The sequence below is a fragment of the Mycobacterium sp. 852013-50091_SCH5140682 genome (assembly GCF_001665685.1).
Classification (GTDB): Bacteria; Actinomycetota; Actinomycetes; order Mycobacteriales; family Mycobacteriaceae; genus Mycobacterium.
In genome coordinates this window covers 21301-39173 of record NZ_LZTB01000009.1, presented here as the reverse complement: position 1 = coordinate 39173, position 17873 = coordinate 21301, and the positions used below count along the sequence as shown (strand labels likewise).

The following is a 17873-nucleotide window of genomic DNA, read 5'->3' as shown; positions in this document are numbered from 1 at the left end:
CTCACCTCCTTGCCTGCGTCTGCATGGTCCGGCGCAGCTCGGCTGCCGCAAGCTGTGCCGCCGCACCATCCAGCATGTGAAGATGGGCGGCCGGCACGGTGAAGATCTCCAGGCGTCCCTGGACGTACTGGCGCCAGCCGTTGGACTCGTCTGACCGATGGCCAATCCCGCGGCGTGGGCTGAACCGCTCGGCGCTCTGGACGAGGAGTACATCGCCGGCGTAGGGCTGTGGCCGGTAGGCTGATTCCGCCTGAATTACCGCTCTGTGTAACGCATCTAGCCTGAACCGGTAGGGCCACCAGATCGCCAACTCGGCACGTGTCCACATCGCCGTAGCAGTGACCATCCTGCTGATCCGGTCGGCGGCACGCTCGGCGACATAGTGTAGCCCGCCGGAGCGCAGATTCGCCCAGTGCGCGCCCACCCGCTCGGCGTGGGACCAGTTGGCCAGCAACGGGTTGACGGTGTCGAAGAGGATCAGCATTCTCACCTGCTCGCCGCGTTCGGTCAGTAATTGGGCCATTTCATAGGCGGCCAGGCCGCCGGCTGAATAGCCGGCCAACACGTAAGGCCCGCGGGGTTGTACGGCGCGGATGTCATCGACAAACTCCTGGGCCATGCCCCGGATCGATGTGTGCGGGCGCAGTCTCCCGTCCACCCCGCGATGTTGCAGGCCGTAGAAGGGTTGCTGGTCGCCGAGCGCGGCGGAGATGCCAACGAAGGTCATCGGATTGCCCCCGATCCCTGAGACGCAAAAGATCGGCGGCAGCGAACCGCGTGGCTGGATGGCGACGACCGTCGTCCACCGTTGCGACGTCGACGGCGAACCACGCAGAGCGTCAATGTGTTCGGCCAACGACGCGATCGTTGGTGTTTCGAACAGCGAGGCCAACGGAAGTTCGACCATCAGCGTTCGGTGGATCTCGTCGAAGATTCGGACTGCAAGCACGGACTGCCCACCCAGTTCGAAAAACTCATCGTCGAGCCCGATATCGGTTGTGCCCAACGTCCGGGCCCAGATGCGTAGCAGCGTTGATTCGGTCGAGGTGCGCGGTACGCGCCGACCCCGCTCGGCAGGGAGATCGGGGAAGTTTCCCGGATCCGGGAGCGCCCTGCGGTCGATCTTTCCGTTGGTGTTGAGCGGCGGCGATTTCATCGAAATATACTTGGCAGGAACCATATACGACGGAAGTCGCTGGCGGAGTTGCTGTGTGAGTTCGCGCGCCGACAGCGCCGCGTCGGCTGCCGGCACCAGGTATGCCACCAACCGCGGCTCGCGGCCCTGCGCTTCGTCAAGCGTCACGACTGCGTGCCGAATACCGGCGAGCTCCTCCAGCCTGGACTCGATCTCGCCGAGCTCGACGCGGAAGCCGCGGATCTTGATCTGATGATCAAGTCGTCCCCGACACTCGAATTCACCGGTTTCCCTCAGTCGTGCCAGGTCTCCGGTTCGGTAGATGCGATCGCCCGCCGGGCCGTACGGGTTCTGGACAAACCTCTCGTGAGTCAGGTCGGGGCGGTCCAGATAGCCGCGCGCCACTCCCGCGCCGCCGATGCACAGCTCGCCCGTCACACCCACTGGCGCCAGCCGGCCGTGACCGTCGATCACATATATCTGGGTCCGCTCGATCGGCTTGCCGATCGAGATGTCGTCGGCATGCACAACGCGCTTGATTGCCGACCAGACCGTGGTCTCGGTCGGGCCGTACATATTCCACAGCTCGCCACGGTGCAGCAATTGACGAGCCAACTCTGGACTGAGCGGCTCGCCCCCGACCAACATGCGAAGACGGCGATCACCGCTCCAACCGGCGTCGAGCAGCATCCGCCACATCGTCGGCGTGGCCTGCATGATCGAGATCGACCCACGATCCAGCACCTCCCGCAATCGGCGAGCGTACGCTGCGGTATCCGTGTCCGCGATGTGCACCGTCGCACCGGCATGCAGCGGCGCGAACAATTCGAGAGCGGCGATGTCGAACATCGTGGTCGAAACGGCCAGCAGCACATCGGATTCAGTGAGGCCGGGCGTCCGCACCATCGATGCCACCAGGTTCGACAACGCGCCCCGCGTGATCTGTACACCTTTCGGCCGCCCAGTCGAGCCCGAGGTGAACAGGACATACGCGAGCGCGTCTGGATGCGTGGACACCGTCCAGGGTGCGCCCGCAGAGCAGTCGATGCCTGGTTTCTCGGCATCGACGAAGACTGTCGGAACGCTTCCCGCATGTCGTGCGAGCAGTTGATCTGTTGATGTGATCAGCAACTGAGGACGGGCGTCCTCCATGATCATGCACAGCCGACTCAGTGGTTGCGCAGGGTCCAGCGGCACATAGGCCCCACCGGCCGTCAGGATGGCCAGCAAGGCTGTCAGCTCGTCGGCACCGCGCGGCATACAGACCGCCACAATCGATTCCGGGACAACTCCGAGCTCGCGCAGCCGTGCCGCCAATGTGACGACGCGAGTGGCCAACTCGCCATACTTCAGCCGCCCTTCCGAGGCGATGACCGCAACCTTGTCGGGATGTCGACGGCACTGTTCTGCGATCCGGGCGATCAGGTCGGGGGCCGGCGCAGGCTCGGGTCCGCGCGCGGCCGTCAACGCGAAGTTGCGTTCGGCGTCCGACGTCAGATCGACATCAGTGATTCGGCAACGCGGATCGTCGAGCACCGCATCGACAAGACGCTCGAAATGACCGAACATGCGCTGACGTTGACTGTCGGACAACAGCTCCGCAGGGGTGTCGAAACCGATGGCGAACGTGGCCCCAGCAGAGGTCGAGACGGTCATCCGCACGCGGGTGGCATTCGCGAAATCGCTCCTTGCCCCATCGAAGGTCATCTGGGGCAGGGTCCAGATCGGTACGGCGTCGGCCCGACATCCAAGCCCGGAGAAGTTGGGCTGTCGAGCGTCGATCAGGTTGAGCGAAACATGCTCGATGTCGCGGTCGGGAACACAGCACTGGCCGTGCTGCACGGCCTCCAGCAGTTTGTGGTGCACCTTCTCACTCAATGACCGGAAGGTCTCGCCCTCGACCAGCTCGACACGGATGAAACCCTGCTCGTACAACAAGCCGAACGCCGCCTGCCACCGACCATGTCGGTTCGACAGCGGTACCGCGACGGTCACGTCGGTTTGCCCGCTGGTGCGACTGACGAAGGCCACCAACAGCGTCACCATCAGAGCAAGCCACGACCGTGCCGCGTCGCCGGTCGCCAACTCCGAGGAGCTGAGGCGCAGCAGCGCGGCAGCCCGCCTGGCGCCGAAGTCACGCTGGATACGCTTGACCACCGGCGTGGAACGGGTCTGCGACTGGCCGTACAAACGCAAACGTGGGCCACCGCGGCGCAGCTCACCCCGCCAGAATTCTGCGTCGCGCTCGCCGTCCGCCGACCCGCGATATCTGACATCGGCACGGACATATTCACGAAATGGCGAGGGCAGCTGGGGTGTTCGTCCGTCATAGCGGTCAGCCAGATAGTTCGCGAACAACATCGCCGACACCTCGTCGGTGCAGATGTTGTCGAACAGCACGCAGAACACGTGCCGGGTTGGCGAATGCCGTACGAGAAACGACCGATGCATCGGACCGGGAAAGGCGAAGACCTGCTTACTGCGCTCGGCCAGCCAGGCGTCGAAGCCCTGCGGATGCGCCGACAGGTCGACGACCTCCAGCGGCGAACGCCCGACCGTCATCAGCCACTGCCGCGGTTCGTGCTCGTCGACGGCCAACCGCAGGAAGTCCAACTCATCGACCGCGGTGTGGTAAGCCCGCTCCAACCGGTCGACATCGAGGATCCCGGTGAGTTCCACGGTGAGCAGCACATTGTGTAACGGCACGCCCGGGTACATCTTGCGCTCTACCCACAGCAGTGTCTGCCGCGCAGTAAGCGGAAACACATTCTCCACCGCGCCACCGCCGCAAGGGTAGTCACCGGAGATCCACGTATGCGAGCGGCTACCTACGTCAACCATTCCGTCCTCCCCGGTTTCGGTGATGCCAGCGGCTGTCCCCGCGCACAACCCGCATCGCCAATGCCGGCACAGCGCACGGATACGGGTGGCATGCCAGTACGCCCACGTTCTGCGCGAGCTGCGGGTGAGCTATTTACGTGTGGGCGTGGCTCGGTCAAGGAATCGGCCTGCGAATAGCAGATTGCGACCAACAAGCCCATGACGGCGGTGACCCCGAGCGCGTCGAACACCCCGAAGGTGATGGCGATCAGCATGAGCGCGAGCAGCGATGCCCGGCTACCCGTCCGCAGCGCGTGCCACTCTGCGCCGTCCTTGCCCGGCATCCGTCGAAAAACTGCCCGAGCGAGCAACAGTAAGACAGCTGCCGCGGCGGGCAGCCCTATCTTCCACGCCAGCCAGTGATAGCCCATGTCCGCGAACGGTGTTGTGCTGGTGTCGAAGGTATCTCGAACTCCCCAGGTGACGGTCGCCCCGAATCCGGAGCCCGTGACGGGTCGCGCGGCGATCGCCTCGTTGAGCACATGCGCCTCAGCCAGGCGGTGCGTATATGAATTGTCACTGCCGATCCGACCCACCGATGTGAGGCGATCAAACGCCGTCTGCGCCTCGGCTTGTGCAATCGCAGCACCCGCTGTCAACAGGGCCGCGATGACCCCGCTCCACCTGACTGCGCCGCGACGGGCACCACCGCCTGACGTGACCACCACAAACACACAAGCCACCGTGGTCGCAACCACGAAAGATCGTTCGAAAGTCAAGAGCAGACAAGTGATGTTCAGAAGCAAAATCACCGCGAGCAGAGCCTTTATGGTCACATTTCGCACGGGGCCGGTGACCAGTGCGGCCCACGCCATTGTGACGGCGACGGGGTATGCGTAGAGGCCGCCCTGCAATTGGCCCGAACTGAGACCGCCGCGTACTCCGACGTCACCCGATGCGGTGAAGTCGACGGAGAACACCCACTGGGCGATGCCCCACATTCCCAAGGCAAATCCGAGGCCCAACAGAACCCACGAAAGTTTCCGGCGGGCAGAGCGTTTCGCCAGGAGAGGCCACGCGAGCAGGAATGCGCCCACGCCCAGGGTGACGTGACGCCACTCGTGTCCTGCCTCACTGAGGTCGGCCCCGCGCCACAGCCCCCAGACCAGCGAGGCAGCGCAAATCGCTGCGACGATGGCGCCCAGGAGTATTGGTAGATCGAACACCAGCCGCCGGCGAACGAGCAGCCAGCCGATCCGCACCAGACCCAGCACAAGCAGCACGTCGATAAACAGCAAACCGGCCTGGTCGGTTCCACCGATGACCTTCAATGTGTCCTGCATCTGCCACGGCACCAGGACGGTGACGACGACGAGCACCGCCAGCGCCGCGACAGGTGTGGCAAAAGCGAGCGGTATCAATACCAGCCAGGCGACAGCGGCCCAGGGGTCGGTGGGCAGAAAGACCCCGAAGGCCAGCGCAGCGATACACGCCACGACGACGTAGCGGCATGACCGGGCTGTGCCGAACGGATTCGACGTCCACCAGGTGCCGGGGCCGGCGTTGTCCGTCATGACCGAATCCGGCCAAGGGTCCGCCAAAGTACCGGCCCAACCGCCAACAGGCCGGCGACGGCTGCGACGCAAGCCGACACCGAATCGGTTGCCTCTGACGAGAGTAGGCCGATCAGAACGGCGGAACTGACGACGAGTTGCACGACAAACGCCACCGCAACCGGACGCAGACTGCGCCACAGCGCCTCGGTGGATGTGTCGGCGCGTCGCGCTCCTGCTGTGAAAAATACTGCGGCACAAGGTAGGAACACGAGGAGTTGGGCGAGCGCTGCGCCGAGAATGCCGCCGATCGGGACGAGAATTCCGAGGGCTGTCACAGTCGCCACGCACTGTGCGACCATGACCTTTGCCCGGAACGGCATATAGCCCTTGCCCGTGAGAGGTTCAGCGATGCAGTTGATGACCGCATTGCCGATGCCGACCACCAACAACACCTGGAATACGGGCACCATGGGTTGCCATTCCGGTCCGAGGATCCCAGGCAGAACTGTGGGCGCAATGAGAATGCCGACCGGAAGCAACGGCAGCATCAGCATCGACATCAACTTCACAGACTGCTCTGTTCGCTCGCTGCAACTGTCAGGTTGTGAAGCCGCGGCCGCAAAGAGCACCTTGCCCACCTGTGCGGAGAACTGTGTCCACGGGGCCATCGCGATCGTGATCGCAATCGAGTACATGCCGACCAGTCCGGCATTGCTGAACAGACCGATGATCAGCTTGTCGAGGCTGCTGGTCACCGAATGGCTGACCGTGAACAGAAAGAACCACCGCTCGATGCGTGCACCGTGCCGGCGGCGGGCATGGCCCGAGCGGGGTACGTGAGCGCGAAGTGCGGGCAGGCACAGCACAGAAGAGAGGACCGCCAGCGTTCCGTACAAGACAAGCTGTCGAGCCACCAGCGCCCATACCCCGAGACCGTCCAACGCAACGAGCACAGCTACCAACGCCGACGTAACGTTCGCGACGGCAGTGAGGCCGGCGAGTAGACCAAACTGCATCGATCGCTGCAGCAGCGCCGTTGGCACCACGGCGACTGCGTGCAGCGGTAGGCAGATGGCTATTACCGCGACCGCTGCGGCGTCGCCACCGGCGGCGAACCGGTCGACCACCGTGCCGGCCGCGGCTGCCATCGCCACTGCCAGCACGACGCCGGTCAACAGACAGCGCCAGAGGGCACGCGTCAGGTCGGCGCGACTGAGTTCGGGCTCCACGATGACCGCGCCCCATGTGCCTTGGTCGACGAGCAGGACGCCGACTCCGACGATCGCGGTAGCCACGGCGACAGTGCCGAAGCTGTTGGGGGACAACCACCGAGCGAGCACAATCAGTGAGCCGTACGTCAAGCTCTGTGCGACCAAATTGCTACCCGTCATCCACCACGCCGAGCGAAGCAAGCTTCGATTGGTAAGCGCCGGTGTCGGTGGTGTCGCCTGTGCGGATTCGGTCATGTCCGTCGCAGCCCTTCGGACATACGCAACGTGCGAACTGGGGCTCGGCAGGGCCGGGAGATGTCAGACGGGTTCGAGGTCACTTCGACTGTCCCCGTTCGGGGGCTCCGCGAGAGCCATTGCGGAACATGGTGATTGCTCAATTCGGTGGTTCGCCGGACGACGCAACGCCGCCATACCTGCCGCAGCCAGGCTCCCTACGAACAGCCCACCGGTCGCGGCTAGCGCCAGTACCACCCCGGTCGGGAGTTGCTTGCTTCCCACCGCCGCGCCGGTGGACTCGATCCTCATGGTCGGGTCCGCGCCGGATTCGCGAATCATGTGCAGGGTCTGCAGGCGATCAGACTGTTGCGCGGCAAGAGGATTGGTGTTTGAGGTGTCGGTGTTTGCGGCGGGATTGGCCAAAGCGCTCGCCTGGATCTTGGCGATTCTGCCATCCAACTGGGCGGAGATTGAGCGCCACCTGTCCGCCAGGGTCGCAGTGGCATACGCTTGGGAGAGTTTCACTGCTTTCTCGGCGCTGGCTGACCGAGCCACGATTTCGACCACATTGGTTTGCTCGAAGGATGAAACCTTGACGGCTGCGGCGACCGATTCAGGAGTCCAGCCGCCGCCCAGGTAGTCGGCCGTGACCGTCGCCGCGCGGGCGGAATTCAGCTCCACCGCCACCGTGGCGGCTGTTCGAGTGGCGTCACCGGAGTCGCGCACAAGGTCGGTGCCGAGGAACGTCTCGTCCCACTGTGGCAGCGGAACCACCTCCACCCTGGTGGTCGCTGTGTACGACGGCACCTGTCGGCTTTGCGTCCACATGGCAGCGCCGACGGCGATCACCATCACAGCGACGATCAACGGCCACCTCCGGGCGATTTCACGGGTCCCTATCGAATTGCGAGTATGTCGAGATTGGGTCATGTTCGGATCTCCGTAAACGTGAACGTTGGGATGAACGACGCGATTCGAGGTTTGCGACCCTCGATTGCGGTTCTGCTCAGATAGGCGCCGTAGCTTCCGTGAGCCCCACCGCGTTCGTAGCACCTGCCGAAGCCGTCCCACTACGTCGCCACCTTCGACAACACTTCGCACACCCGATCGACTTGCGCGTTCCTGATCGTCGGAGACATTGGGAGGGAAAGGATTTCCTCGGCGGCCTGCTCGGTAACGGGTAACGAATCGGCAAATTCTTCGTATGCCGGCTGGCGGTGGCATGGCACCGGATAGTGAATACCCCAGCCGATTCCGTGGCGCGCCAGTTCGGCTGTCACCGCGGCGCGGTTGTGCGCGCGGATCACTGCGAGGTGGTGCACGGATTCTGCGTCGGGATGTATCGCAACCGGCCGGAAACACGGCTGGAACTGTCGGCGGTAGCGGTCCATCGCTCGCTGCCGCGCGCGGTTCGCGTCGTCCAAGCCGGCCAGCTTCACTGTCAGTAGGGCCGCCTGCAGAGTGTCCAATCGGCTGTTTCGTCCACGCTGGTCGTGGCGGTGCCGGTCCACCGCGGTCCGCCCATGATTGGCGTACTGCCGTATCCGAGCGGCGAGCTCACGGTCTTGGGTCACCACTGCACCGGCGTCGCCGAGTGCGCCCAAGTTCTTTCCCGGGTAGAAACTGAACGCTGCCGCCGCGCCCAAGCTGCCGGCGCGCCGCCCTCGCAGCCGGGCTCCGTGCGCCTGTGCGGCGTCCTCGATGACGGCCAGACTATGCCGCTGTGCAACCGGGAGAAGGGTGTCGATATCGGCCATCTGCCCAAAAAGATGCACTGCAATGACGGCCACCGTGTTCGGGCCCGCGGCAGACGCTACGGCGTCGGCGTCGATCAAGAGGGTGTCGGGTAAGACGTCGACAAACCGGGGGCGGGCGCCGACTGCGCATACTGCCTCTACAGTGGCGACAAAGCTGTTGGCGGGAACAATGACCTCGTCGCCCCGCCCTATCCCAAGACCGGCCAGGATCAGTTCCAGGGCGTCCGTCCCGTTCGCGACACCGACGCAAGCGGTGGATTCGCAATAGGCCGCGAAGTTCGCCTCGAATATTTCGACCTCGGGTCCGCCGACGAACTGACCGTGGTGCAGGACGGCCTTCCAGGCGAGCTCATAGTCGGCGTGCAGACCGCCGTTGATCGACGCGAGATCGAGAAAGGGCACCGAACCTACGTCTTGGGTCACGAAGCGACCTCCACGGCGGTCGCGATCGGTGAAATCCGTTTTACCCCACGCGGCGGAATCGGGGCCGGAGCGCCGGTGGTGATGGCCCGGTCGGTGGCCTCGAGCACCCTCACTACTTCCAGGCCACGTTCCCCGGAGGTGTCTGGCCGTCGGCCGGTCCGAATGCAGTCGAGGAAGTGCGTGTCCTGTACCAGCAACGGCTCGACGAAGTGCACGTACGGAGAGATGATGTCGCCCGTGCGGTAGGTAACCGGCATCTCATAAGGCGCCGGTCCCTCCGCCAGCTGAGCCGGGACAACGCCCACGTCGTAGATCCGGATACGTTCTGTATCGGAAACGTCGTTGTATACGATCATCTTTCGCTCACCGACGACCGTCACCCGACGCACCTTGTACGGATCCAGCCAGCTCACATGAATGAATGCCGGTACCGAAACACTCGCGAAGTCCAGTCGCAGATAGGCGACGTCGGCGTGGACATCGCCCACATTCCGCTGTGCCCACGCGGCCGCGACCGTGGGAAACTCGTCCAGCAGATAGGACACGATAGAGATATCGTGCGGCGCGAGGTCCCAGATGACATTGCAGTCGTTCTGGTAGCGACCGAGACTCAACCTTGCGGTGTCTACGTACAAGATTCGGCCCAGCTCACCGGAGTTGATGATCTGCTTCAGTTTCCAGACGGCAGCGTTGTACTCGAAGGTGTGGCCAACCATCAAAGTCAGCCCGCCGCTGTCGGCGGTTTCCACCATCGCTTCCGCAGCCGTCACTGATGTGGCCAAAGGCTTCTCGACCAAGGTGTGCAATCCTGCCCGGAGCGCCCACAACGCGACAGGTCCATGGGTACATGGCGGGGTGGCGATGACGACGGCGTCGAGCTGATTGGATACGTCCTGCAAATTTTCCGCAATGCGTACGGCGGGAAAGTTGGTTGCGGCCTCGCGGAGCCTGTCCGGTTGTTTCTCGATGACCGTGACTTCCACGTCGGGTAGGCCGGCGAGCACTCGGAGGTGTTTCGACCCCCAATATCCGTAGCCGATGACACCCACCCGAATCGGGTTACGGGCTATCTCGTATGGCGCACAGGCGGCTGCGAACAAGCCGTTCAAGCTGGTCGATTGGGTCGAGTTCATCGCATGGCCTTCCACCAAACACCGGCGAGACGGGTGCCCGCTGGCACAGGCCTTTGAGGACCCGGTTTCTCGACGAACATTTTTCGCGCGGCGCTCGCGCAGATGACGCAGGAGCTGATCACAGCTACCCTCCCCCTGAGCGGTTCGAATTCGCGACGACGGAATACCTCCCCGCGCCCGCAACGAGAGCCCGCATGATCAGCAGCTCCCGGCCGAGGAGCACATCCGACGGGAATTCGCCTGCAGACAGCTGATGAATGCAGGGATGACAGGAGTGCAGATGCCGCCGGCACCGCTGTGGCCAGACCCAAGCTGCCGTGGCTGTACCGGCCCGATCGGAGAGATTGCCACGGCGAGCGCCGTTCACTGAACGTGGCAAACCGGCATGGGTGCAGCAGGGCGGCGCGGATGGCTCGAGTCCCGGCGTCGTCAGCAACCGGCGTGACACGACGGTGGCCGGTGAACCGGCTGATGATGACGACCGGTTCGCCAGCGGCCGCCGAGAAAGATCCCGAGCAAATCCGAAGTGCACCAGATTACTATCGGGGGCGCAAAGGCTGTCGTACATGGACCATCGGAGCGAATTTTCCGCTAGGTCCTCGGCCTAGTTCCGAGGCTGCCCTCGGGCACTGGATGGTACGGGCGAAGACCGTGGCGTCGGCGCGACTGCTGGCGCCGAGCACGGGCAACGCGGTGTGTGCACGTGATTTTTGACGGTGTGGACAATGATGCGTAACTGGTCGGCGATTTTTCGGTCCGGTAGGGCCCACCTCGAGTATGTGAAGGATCTGGGCCCGCCATGGCGTGAGAACTAGTTCCTTGGCCACTGGCTGCCGGCGCACCGCCAGCGCCGACGACCGGCCGATCGCAGTTCGGCCAGATTCTCGCCCACCGTTCCGATTGTCGGCGGCTCGCTTTGTGTTCACCGAGGCAGGTACCCGTGAGGTGCAGCTGAACGAGTACCCGCGCCACGTGTGCCGCTCGGTGTTTGCCTGCGGGTCCATGGCGTCGATTCCGTTGGCCGTCGGGTCGGGGCACACGTGAAATCAGCCGCTGTGGTGTTTGTGCAGGGTGGGATGTGTGTTGTCGTGCAACTTTGTCCGCCGCCGGCCAGGGCGACCTGTCGAAGACCGGCTTTGCGGTAATCGTGCAACGAAACCTGTTGTACCACTCCTGATTTCATCAGACCGTTGAACCTGACTGCGGCGCGAAGACAATGTGCACGACTGAATCCGGGCTCATCGGGTCGATGAGCCGTTGCCGCCGTTCGTGAGTGTGCGGGTTTGGCGGCGGCATCGGAGCATGGATCGTTCGGAGTTTGCTAGACGGCAACCGTATCGCGGTTTCGGAAATCGCTTAGGGCGGCTTTTAGATTTGCCAAATCTGCACCAGCACGTCGATATGCCGAGGCGACCGCCTCCTGGGGACGACGGTATCAGTCGCAGTGGAGCTGCGAAAATGCCACATCATAGGCCGCATTTCCTCACCGTTCGGCCGGGGTTCTGGGTATCTACCCGTATCCGATGGTAATGCTTGCAAAACTCGAGAAAGTTGCTAACTTTGAGGCTCTGCGGGTGGCCCGCGTCGGGTGCTCACAGATAGCGATTGCTCAGTTGAGAGTAAAGAGAGGTTTGCCCTAGCACGCCGCACGACTGCTTCGGCGTGAGTATGCGGGCCCAGTGGCGGAACAGCTCGGAATAGCCATGATCATCCGTACGGGCTCGATGACCCTCGGGGGAGGCCTGTTTCGGCCGATTCGATAGTTCAGATCATCTGGGGTGGGGTGCTATCGCCTGTATAGACGGAGTTTGACATTGGGAATCCACCCCATCGGTGCTCACGGTTTGCCAGTAGCTGTTGCGTGTGACGTTTCGCTGCCAACCCGCGCTGACCAGGTGACTTTGTACGCTGCCCGGAATTCGCGCATTCGCCAGTTGAAGCCGGTTCCGGCATGAATGCGGTCATGCGGCCCTCGGTCTCGGTGGTCATTCCTGCGCTGAACGAGGAACGCAACCTTCCGCTCATCGCCCTAGCTATGCCGCCCGAGATCGACGAAATCATTGTTGTCACCGGGGATTCACAGGACAACACGACCGCGGAGGGGCACCGGTTGTGGCCGTCCGGTACCCATCTGAGGCAGAGCCGACGCGGTAAGGGCAATGCGTTGGCATGCGGATTCGCTGTGGCTTCCGGCGATGTCATCGTCGCGCTCGATGCAGACGGAAGTGCCGATCCGGCCGAGATTCCCCGTCTCGTCGACGCTCTTGTCGCCGGCGCGGATTTCGCCAAGGGTTCCAGATTCGCCCGCGGCAATCGGCGTGCCGACATCACCTGGTTCCGGGCGGTGGGGAACAAACTTCTGAACGGTCTGGTGAACATTCTCTTTCGCGCGCATTACACCGACGTGTGTTACGGCTTCGGTGCATTCTGGCGACACTGCCTCGATGTCATCGACATGCCGGATGTCGCTGTGAGTACGCCGCAATGGGGCGACGGGGTCGAGGTCGAAACACTGATCAACGTCCGCCTGGCCGCCTGCGGGGCCAGGGTTGTGGAGGTCGCGAGTCCCGAGTCCGGCCGCATCCCGGACTACGGCAGCGCGAACGCAATTTCGGATGGTCTTCGGACGCTCTGCACGGTTCGGCGGGAATTCCGCCGAGCGCGGACCGCGTCGCGGTCGTCGGCAGCGCGGACGAGAGGGCTTCGACAGGTCGAGCGCGGCTGACGGCGTCGACGGCGCTGCCGTCCATCGTTTGCCTATCTATCGTCAGCGACTGCGAAACCGGTCCTCTGTGCCTGCCTCTCGAGGCTCCGTGGGCCTGTTTCTCATAATTAACTTGCGATCAAAATTAACTAAAAATGCATGATCTCGACAAAGTGCGACTGGATGTCAATCGATCGTATGACTGTGACAGTGCGCTCTGGCTGTGATGATGGTCCGGTCCGTACCGCTGAGAGGGATTCGAGATGGAAGTGGTTCTACCATTTGCCAGAACAACAATTCTAAGGAAAGATGCTGCTGGTACGACCGAGTGAACCTCGACTTCTGTCGCGTTCCAGCTAACTGATGATGCATCGCCAGAGCGTGGGTGGAAGAAGCTCCGCCCGCTGAAGGAGGGTCTGTGGCTGACTACGACGCCGCGTCTCAAGTCTGGGCGCACCGCATCTCTTCACACCGCTGTCTGAACCATCTCGCCATCCCGTGATCCCCAGTCACCCGAGACGCTGAAAGAACGCAATCGATGCAAGATGCCGTGAGCATTAGAGACGCCATACCTCACGCCGTGACGCGGCCGACCGTTTCGGTGATCATTCCCGCGCTGAATGAGGAACGAAACCTCCCATACGTCGCCGAACGCATGCCGGCGGGAATCGATGAAATCGTGGTCGTCAACGGCGATTCGAAAGACGACACGGCGCGGGTCGCGCGCAGGCTCTGGCCGGACGGGGTCCATGTTCGGCAGACCCGACGGGGTAAGGGCAATGCCCTGGCATGTGGATTCGAGGTGGCAACCGGCGACATCATCGTGATGATCGACGCCGACGGCAGCACCGACCCGGCGGAGATTCCGCTGTTTGTCGAGACTTTGGTTGCCGGCGCCGATTTCGCCAAAGGATCGCGTTTCACCGAGGGCGGCGGCAGCGCGGACATCACCAGGATCAGGCGGCTGGGCAATCGTTTCCTGAACCAACTCGTAAATGTCCTGTTCGATATGGACTACACCGACCTCTGCTACGGGTACAACGCATTCTGGCGGCGCTGCCTTGACGTCATCTCCATGCCCGACGTGGCGGCCGACGGACCGCAGTGGGGCGACGGGTTCGAAGTCGAGACCCTGATCAACGTGCGGCTGGCCGCCCACGGCGCCAAGATCGTCGAGGTCGCCAGCTACGAATCCAGCCGCATTCACGGCGTCAGCAATCTCAATGCGGTCAGCGACGGATTGCGGGTACTGGCCACCATCCAACGGGAATTCAGCGAACACGGTCGGCGCGGCACCGCCCGCCCGGCCGACGGCATTGAATGCCAGGCGATCTCGTCCCGATGAACGCTCCGCAGACCGTGGGCCCCGCGCCGGACATCGAGCTCATCCAATACGCGTCGCGGATGGCTGGACTCGAGGATCTTCCCATCGGGCGCACCGAGATCGAGTTGAGCGCTCCCGGGGCCGACCTCGTGCTCGCGGACGACCTTCGTACGGCGACGAAGATTCTCGCGCTGATCCGATTGCACTCGTACCCTGTGGGGGTTGCGCTGCTCGACGGCCGCTTCGGCCTGTCGTGGCAGGCGCACGCTCCGGCGGTGTGGGCAGCTCTGGGTGGAGAGGTCAACCGGCATCTTGCGGCAGACGGGCGTCCCCCTGTCGACAGCCTGGCCGAACTGGTGCTGACGACGGACGCGCCGACGTTGCCGAAGTGTTTGCAAAGACGTGAAAGTGTCCTCGCTGCAGCACCGTTCGCCACCGTCGCGGTGGCCACCCGAAACCGACCCGACAGTTTGCAAGGGTGTCTGGAGGCGCTCCTGCGGCTGTCGTACCCGTCCTACGAGATCGTCGTCGTCGACAACGACCCAACGACCGATGAGACGGCGAACATGGTCAAGGAGACCTTCGGTCCGCGCGTTCGCTACATTCGCGAGAACCGGCGTGGCGTGGCCTCCGCACACAACTGCGCACTTGAGGCCGCGCGCGGCGAGTTCGTCGCCTTCGTCGACGACGACGTGGTCGTCGACACCCACTGGTTGACCGGCATTGCCGAAGGATTCGCCGCCGGAGATGACGTCGGCTGCGTAACCGGTTTGATACTCCCCGCCGAGCTCGTAACCCCGGCCCAGTTGCTGTTGGAGAAGCATGGCGGCTTCGACAAGGGTTTCGAACAGCGCGTGTTCGACACCGGTCGAAACCGGCCTCAGGACAAGCTGTTTCCGTTCACGGCGGGGCGCTTGGGTTCGGGCGCAAACATGGCGTTTCATACCGCGAAGCTTCGGCGCCTCGGCGGATTCGACGTCGCGCTCGGGATCGGGACGTTCGCACGTGGTGGGGACGACTTGGCCGGATTCTTCCAGGTCGTGGTGGCGGGACATCAGCTCGTCTACCAACCCGGCGCGGTGGCGTGGCATCGACACCACCGTGAGATGGCGGCGCTACAGAACCAGTCCTACGGGTACGGAATGGGTTTGGGCGCGTTCCTGGCGAGCTCCCTGTGGAAGAACCCCAGGATGCTGGTCCAGGTAGTGCGTCGGTTACCCAGCGGGTTCAGCTACGCGTTCAGTGACTCTTCGGCTCGCAACGAAGGGCGCTACGACGGGTGGCCGCCCGAACTCGCCCGGCTCGAGCGGCGTGGATTGCTGCTGGGTCCTGGCGCGTACGCGGTCAGCCGGTGGCGCGCCAGACGGCGGCCGGTCAGCGACAAGGCTGTTGATGCTCGTCAAGGATAGGTCCCGGGTCCCCGGCTGGTCGGCCCTAGGAGCGATGGTGAGGGATCTGCGGAATCCTTTGCTCCGCAACGGACATCTGCTCACCCTGAGTTCCACCCTCACGTCGGTCATCGGCTTCTTCTTCTGGACGGTCGCGGCGTGGAAGTATGACCCCGCGACCGTCGGACGGAACTCGGCTGCGATCTCTCTGATGGTTTTCGTCGCGGCAATCGCGCAGCTCAACCTGTCGAGTGCGGTTGTTCGTTTCGTACCGGTCAGCGGTCGCCGCAGCACATCGCTCATCGTCGTGATGTATTGCGTAAGTGGTTGTGTGGCACTGGTGGTGGGTGTCTGCGCGGTGGCGATCCTCAAGGTGCTGACACCGGACTTGGCGTTCTTCGACGGAATGCTGTCACAGGCGATGTTCGTGGCCGCGACCGTGATCTACACGATTTTCGTGATACAGGACAGCGTCCTGTTCGCCTTGCGCCGGCCGGCGCTGGTGCCGTTGGAGAATTTTGTCACGGCAGTGTTGCGGGTGGGTTTGGTTGTCGCACTGGCCACGGTCATTCCGAGGCACGGGATTTTCGCGTCGTGGGTGTTGGCCCTGGGAGGCATAGTCCTGGCGGTCGGGGTGTTCGTTTTTGTCCGCGCGATCCCCAGGCACCGCCGTGAAGCGGAGGGCGTCGATGAGTTACCGCCGTCGCGGCAGATCGTGCGCTTCGTGGCGTGGGACTATCTCGGCTCAATCTCGTCGATTGGTTCGACCTCTGTCATCCCGCTGATCGTGGTCGCGATCCTGGGCGCCGAGCAGAACGGGTTCTTCGCTGTCGCGTGGCTGATCGCGTCGGCACTGTACCTGGTCAGCTTCAACATGGGCTTTTCGTTGGTCATGGAATCCGCGGTCGACCAGTCGCGTCTCGGACGTCAGGTCCGTGATGTCTTGGTGCACACCGGGAAACTCATGGTGCTGGTTGTCATGGTGCTGGTCGTCTTCGCGCCTTACCTGCTCGGAATATTCGGCCACTCCTATCAGGCGGCCGACAACACGTTGCGCCTTCTTGCTCTTGCCGCGCTGCCGAACCTCGTGGTGGTCACAGCAATCAACTCCTCCCGTGCGCAACGCCGCATGGGGTTGGTCGTCTGGACGCAGATCGCCCAGTGTTTGCTTGTGCTACCCCTGAGCTGGCTGTTGCTGCCGGGGATGGGCCTCGTCGGCGTCGCTATCGCGTGGCTGGTCACTCAACTCCTGATTGCCGGGGCACTTCTCGTCCGACAGGATCTATGGCTGACGATTCGTCCCGCGCAGTCGCCCGGGACCATGGCGCTTGTGGAAGGGGAGCCGACACCATGCCGGTGATTCCGATCCTGCTGTACCACTCGGTCACATCCGACCCGGACGATTGGATCGCACCGTACACGGTGACTCCCCGCGACTTCGCCCACCACGTCGACCTCATTGTGGAGAGCGGCCGAACAGCGATGACCGTGTCGGAACTTCACGCTGCGCTGGAAGGTCGATCCCCGCTGCCGGAGAGACCGGTCGTGATCACCTTCGACGACGGATTCGCCGATTTCACAGAGGTTTCGGACGTGTTGGCCGCTCATGCCCTGCCGAGCACGCTGTACATCACGACCGGGGCGCTCACCGGGCGCGCCTCCCGGCCGGCAGGCATGGCATTGCCACCCGCGCCGATGTTGGATTGGTCGCAGCTTGCCGAACTGGTGGACCGAAAAGTGGAGATCGGCGGACATACCCATACCCACCCGCAATTGGACACATTGCGTACCTCCGTCGCTGCGGACGAAATCCGCCGCTGTAAGCACCTGCTCGAAGACGAACTCGGCTACGAGATTTCCAGCTTCGCCTACCCGCACGGGTTCCACTCGGCGCGAATAGTGCGGGCTGTCGAAGCCGCCGGTTATCGGTCGGCGTGTGCCGTCATGGATGCGCTGAGTTCGGGAGCCGACCGCGCGTTTGCGTTGGCGCGGTTGACCGTCCGCTCGTCGACCACATCCGAGCAGATCGCGGCCTGGCTCGACGGTCGCGACGCTCGGGTGGCGCCGTATCCGGAGCGACTGCGCACCAAGGGATGGCGTGCCTACCGGCGCATCCGGGGCGCCGGGTCCACCCGAGGCGTGTTCGCCGGCACGACATCGTCGGAGGGCTCGTATCTCTGACGCC

Annotated in this window: 11 protein-coding genes; 5 read left to right on the top strand and 6 right to left on the bottom strand. The window is 63.5% G+C overall.

Annotation, left to right across the window (positions count from 1 at the left end):
- Position 1: 1 nt before the first annotated feature.
- The 6 genes from A5784_RS02185 to A5784_RS02160 form a co-directional block, all read right to left on the bottom strand.
- Positions 2–3976, bottom strand: coding sequence for a non-ribosomal peptide synthetase (locus A5784_RS02185; protein WP_082944625.1), 3975 nt, complete (start codon positions 3974–3976; stop codon positions 2–4).
- The gene (locus A5784_RS38085; RefSeq protein ID WP_064941906.1) at positions 3964–5529 is read right to left on the bottom strand and encodes a hypothetical protein; all 1566 of its coding nucleotides are present in this window, start codon (positions 5527–5529) and stop codon (positions 3964–3966) included. The genes A5784_RS02185 and A5784_RS38085 overlap by 13 nt, the downstream gene beginning before the upstream one ends.
- Complete coding sequence (locus A5784_RS02175) at positions 5526–6977, bottom strand: oligosaccharide flippase family protein (RefSeq protein ID WP_082944623.1); 1452 nt, start codon at positions 6975–6977, stop codon at positions 5526–5528. Before A5784_RS02175 ends, A5784_RS38085 begins: the two co-directional genes overlap by 4 nt.
- 63 nt (positions 6978–7040) lie before the next feature.
- A complete protein-coding gene (locus tag A5784_RS02170) occupies positions 7041–7811 on the bottom strand; it encodes a YveK family protein (RefSeq protein WP_156750334.1) in 771 nt (256 codons plus the stop codon).
- 218 nt (positions 7812–8029) lie between these two features.
- Complete coding sequence (locus tag A5784_RS02165; RefSeq protein WP_064941900.1) at positions 8030–9139, bottom strand: DegT/DnrJ/EryC1/StrS family aminotransferase; 1110 nt, start codon at positions 9137–9139, stop codon at positions 8030–8032.
- Positions 9136–10455 (bottom strand): Gfo/Idh/MocA family protein, encoded by a 1320-nt coding sequence (locus A5784_RS02160; RefSeq protein ID WP_197514609.1) that lies wholly within the window; start codon positions 10453–10455, stop codon positions 9136–9138. Before A5784_RS02160 ends, A5784_RS02165 begins: the two co-directional genes overlap by 4 nt.
- Positions 10456–12223: 1768 nt before the next feature.
- On the opposite strand from A5784_RS02160, the gene A5784_RS02155 reads away from it, so the two are divergent.
- The 5 genes from A5784_RS02155 (at position 12224) to A5784_RS02135 (ending at position 17869) form a co-directional block, all read left to right on the top strand.
- Entirely contained in the window at positions 12224–12997 is a 774-nt protein-coding gene (locus A5784_RS02155; protein WP_064941898.1) for a glycosyltransferase family 2 protein, read from the top strand.
- A 517-nt stretch (positions 12998–13514) separates the two neighbouring features.
- Complete coding sequence (locus A5784_RS02150) at positions 13515–14321, top strand: glycosyltransferase family 2 protein (protein WP_064941896.1); 807 nt, start codon at positions 13515–13517, stop codon at positions 14319–14321.
- The gene (locus A5784_RS02145; RefSeq protein ID WP_197514608.1) at positions 14318–15709 is read left to right on the top strand and encodes a glycosyltransferase family 2 protein; all 1392 of its coding nucleotides are present in this window, start codon (positions 14318–14320) and stop codon (positions 15707–15709) included. The genes A5784_RS02150 and A5784_RS02145 overlap by 4 nt, the downstream gene beginning before the upstream one ends.
- Before the next feature lie 337 nt (positions 15710–16046).
- Positions 16047–17048 (top strand): oligosaccharide flippase family protein, encoded by a 1002-nt coding sequence (locus tag A5784_RS02140; RefSeq protein WP_232005914.1) that lies wholly within the window; start codon positions 16047–16049, stop codon positions 17046–17048.
- Positions 17039–17869: a polysaccharide deacetylase family protein gene (locus A5784_RS02135; RefSeq protein ID WP_197514606.1), complete on the top strand. Its 831-nt coding sequence runs from the start codon at positions 17039–17041 to the stop codon at positions 17867–17869. The genes A5784_RS02140 and A5784_RS02135 overlap by 10 nt, the downstream gene beginning before the upstream one ends.
- Positions 17870–17873: the final 4 nt, after the last annotated feature.

What these genes read in the sequence shown, in the direction of transcription:
- A5784_RS02135 (WP_197514606.1), top strand. Translation starts at nt 17,039, where the DNA reads ATGCCGGTGATTCCGATCCTGCTGTACCACTCGGTCACATCCGACCCG.
- A5784_RS02170 (WP_156750334.1), bottom strand. Translation starts at nt 7,811, where the DNA reads ATGGTGATCGCCGTCGGCGCTGCCATGTGGACGCAAAGCCGACAGGTG.
- A5784_RS02155 (WP_064941898.1), top strand. Translation starts at nt 12,224, where the DNA reads ATGAATGCGGTCATGCGGCCCTCGGTCTCGGTGGTCATTCCTGCGCTG.
- A5784_RS02175 (WP_082944623.1), bottom strand. Translation starts at nt 6,977, where the DNA reads ATGACCGAATCCGCACAGGCGACACCACCGACACCGGCGCTTACCAAT.
- A5784_RS02185 (WP_082944625.1), bottom strand. Translation starts at nt 3,976, where the DNA reads ATGGTTGACGTAGGTAGCCGCTCGCATACGTGGATCTCCGGTGACTAC.
- A5784_RS02145 (WP_197514608.1), top strand. Translation starts at nt 14,318, where the DNA reads ATGAACGCTCCGCAGACCGTGGGCCCCGCGCCGGACATCGAGCTCATC.
- A5784_RS38085 (WP_064941906.1), bottom strand. Translation starts at nt 5,529, where the DNA reads ATGACGGACAACGCCGGCCCCGGCACCTGGTGGACGTCGAATCCGTTC.
- A5784_RS02150 (WP_064941896.1), top strand. Translation starts at nt 13,515, where the DNA reads ATGCAAGATGCCGTGAGCATTAGAGACGCCATACCTCACGCCGTGACG.